Source organism: Nocardia donostiensis (genome assembly GCF_002081715.1).
GTDB lineage: Bacteria > Actinomycetota > Actinomycetes > Mycobacteriales > Mycobacteriaceae > Nocardia > Nocardia donostiensis.
The window spans coordinates 1-2,880 of sequence record NZ_MUKP01000109.1; the positions used below are offsets into that span (position 1 = coordinate 1).

The following is a 2,880-nucleotide window of genomic DNA, read 5'->3' on the forward strand; positions in this document are numbered from 1 at the left end:
ATAGAGTTACGGCGGCCATAGCGGCAGGGAAACGCCCGGTCCCATTCCGAACCCGGAAGCTAAGCCTGCCAGCGCCGATGGTACTGCACTCGACAGGGTGTGGGAGAGTAGGACACCGCCGGAACATTCTTCCACGATAGGGGACCCACATTCTGGGTCCCCTATCGTCGTTTATGCGAGTTCTGGCGCGGCGACGAACCGCTATCGAACCCGCGGTCGAACTCCATTATCGCGGTATCAACCGTCTCGACTCAGAAAGGGAACCCACCGTGCCGGAACAGAACGACGGTCGGAAACCTTTCCGGCGCAACGCTCCCGCGCGTGGCTTCGGCCGTCGCGGTGACAGCGACGCCGGTTCCGGCCGCGACAGTGCCGGCGGTTCCTCCCGTGACAACGACGACCGGAAAGCCGGATTTCGGCGCGACGACGACCGCCGCGGCGGACCGGGCGGCGGCGCAGGCCGGATCGAGGACCGTGGGCGGGGCCGCAGCGAAGGAACAGAACCGCGCCGTGGCCGTGACGGCGGAGGGGCTCCAGGAAAGGAACGAGGCGACCGAGCGCGCTCGCGGGGAAGTGACGAAGGCCCGCGCGGCGGTGGTCGCGGGTGGGAAGGACGTTCCGGTGGGCAACGCAGGTCCGGGGAACGCGGCTTCGATTCGCGGCGCTCCGGAGCCGGGGCGGACGACAGGGGCTTCCGTTCCCGTGCTGAGGGCAGCGAGCGAGGTGGTTTCAGCGACCGGCCCGGCCGCGATGGTGGTTGGACGCGCCCGCAGCGTGACGAGGTTCCGCCCCGCCGCGACGATGCGGGCGCGCGGGGCCGTGATGACATGCGCCGGGAGCACGACGAAACAGCACGACGCGGTGCGGACAGGCCGCGCCGGTGGGCCGACAGCGCCCGCGGCGAAGGTAGCCGGGACGAGCGGGCGAACCGTTTCCCGAACGCACGCGCCGGTCAGCCGGATCGCCGCCGCGGCGGTGAAGGCGCAGGCCGGGGCCTCGACCGCAGGCCACCACGCCCCGACGAACCGGACCTGCCCGACGAGGTGCAGGCGGGAGAATTGGATCCGACGATCCGCCGGGATCTGTTGAGCCTGGACAAAGGCAACGCGGAAACCGTCGCACGCCATCTGGTGATGGCGGCGCGGCTGCTCGACGACGATCCGCGCCTGGCGTTGGCCCATGCGCGGGCCGCCCGGCAGCGGGCCGGACGGATCGCGGTGGTCAGGGAAACCGCGGGAGTCGCCGCCTACCACGCGGGGGAATGGGCCGAGGCGCTGTCGGAGCTACGCACCGCGCGGCGCATGTCGGGCGGCTCCGGCTTGCTCGCGGTGATGGCCGACTGCGAGCGTGGCCTCGGCCGTCCCGAACGGGCGATCGAGCTCGGTCGCAGCGAGGAAGCTCGCGCCCTGAGCGGCGCCGAAGCCAGCGAACTGCGGATTGTCGTCGCAGGTGCGCGGATGGATCTCGGGCAGTACGACCAGGCTGTGGTCACCTTGCAGACGCCGGAACTGGACCCCGCCCGCACCGGGTCGGCGGCGGCGCGGCTGTTCTATGCCTACGCCGACGCGCTGGTGGCCGCGGGACGCACCGAGGAAGGGCTCACCTGGTTCCTCAATGCCGCGGCCGCCGATATCGACGGGGAAACGGACGCCGAAGAACGTGCCGCCGAACTGACCGGGGAACTGTGACCGGTGGCGCCGGGTTCGTGCGTGCAGGAAGTGGAGTGATCTGATGCGGTTGCGGGACCGATACGGCGCGCTGTTACTGGATCTGGACGGCACCCTGTATCGCGGTAATGCCGTGATCGACGGGGGTCCGGCGGCATTGGCCGGTGGCGAACAGCGACTGGTGTATGTCACCAACAACGCCAGCCGGGGCTCGGATGTGGTGGCCGCGCATCTGGCCGGACTGGGTTATCCCGCGACGGCGGGCGATGTCGTGACCAGCGCCCAGGCCGCGGCCCGGCTGCTCGCCGAACAACTCGGCGGCGGGGCGCGGGTGCTCGTCGTGGGTACCGATGATCTGGTCGAGGAAATCCGCGCAGTCGGACTGGAACCGGTGCGGCGCTACGACGGCGCGGCCCCCGCTGCGGTCGTGCAGGGCCATTCCCCGCACACCGGCTGGCCCGACCTCGCCGAAGCCGCGTACGCGTTGCGCGCCGACGCCCTGTGGGTGGCCGCGAACACCGATAAGACCCTGCCGAACGAACGCGGGCTGGCACCCGGCAACGGTGCGATGGTCGCCGCATTGCGCGCTGCCTCCGACCGCGAACCGATCGTGGCAGGCAAGCCGTATCCGCCGCTGCTCGAGGACGCGCTCATCCGAGCCGGGACCCGCGCCGCGCTGGTGGTCGGTGACCGGCTCGACACCGATATCGACGGCGCCGCAGCGGTCGGGCTGGACTCACTGCTGGTGCTGACCGGCGTCAGCACGCTCGCCGAGCTGACCGAGCTGCCCGCCGGACGCCACCCCACTTTTGTCGCCGAGACCCTCGACGCGTTGAACCAGCCGCCGCTGCCTGCCGCGGCTGCTGATAACGCTGATATCCAGCGGCAACTGCGCAGCAACCCAGGTCGGGCCGTGCAGGTACGCGCGCCCCGTCCCGCAATCCGCTAGCGTTATCGACACGATGAGTACCGCCACGCCCCGCCCGAACGCATCAGGTCCCGGCACACCCGCGCCGCGCTCCGGGGTACCGCTACCCGGACAGCATCTGCCCGGCGCGGCCGGACAGCCCGAACCTGCCGACCCGGAGCGTATCCGCGCCGATATCAGGGACCTGCTGGCCGAACTCGTGACGAGCACATCCGCGCAGCACCCGGCCGATATCGCCGACCCCGCGGGCGGCGCCGACCTGGCCCGGCGCGCGCACATCCTGGA

General features: G+C 71.0%; 4 protein-coding genes and 1 rRNA gene. 4 read left to right on the top strand and 1 reads right to left on the bottom strand.

The features are described from left to right. Window positions 1-7 precede the first annotated feature (7 nt). Window positions 8-124, top strand: a 5S ribosomal RNA gene (gene rrf, locus B0T44_RS26080). Window positions 125-251: 127 nt separating this feature from the next. Here rrf and B0T44_RS28395 read toward each other — a convergent pair. Beyond that, the gene (locus B0T44_RS28395; RefSeq protein ID WP_245839609.1) at window positions 252-842 is read right to left on the bottom strand and encodes a hypothetical protein; all 591 of its coding nucleotides are present in this window, start codon (window positions 840-842) and stop codon (window positions 252-254) included. Between B0T44_RS28395 and B0T44_RS26085 the strand changes: the two genes are divergently transcribed. From B0T44_RS26085 to B0T44_RS26095, 3 genes are all read left to right on the top strand, one after another. Further along, window positions 828-1,688, top strand: coding sequence for a hypothetical protein (locus tag B0T44_RS26085; RefSeq protein ID WP_254854175.1), 861 nt, complete (start codon window positions 828-830; stop codon window positions 1,686-1,688). The two genes, B0T44_RS28395 and B0T44_RS26085, sit on opposite strands and share 15 nt — an antisense overlap. Window positions 1,689-1,728: 40 nt before the next feature. Beyond that, window positions 1,729-2,616: an HAD-IIA family hydrolase gene (locus B0T44_RS26090; protein ID WP_175647991.1), complete on the top strand. Its 888-nt coding sequence runs from the start codon at window positions 1,729-1,731 to the stop codon at window positions 2,614-2,616. A 13-nt stretch (window positions 2,617-2,629) separates the two neighbouring features. Next, window positions 2,630-2,880 (top strand): hypothetical protein (locus B0T44_RS26095; protein WP_081512740.1); only part of this gene is annotated, 251 nt, incomplete at its 3' end.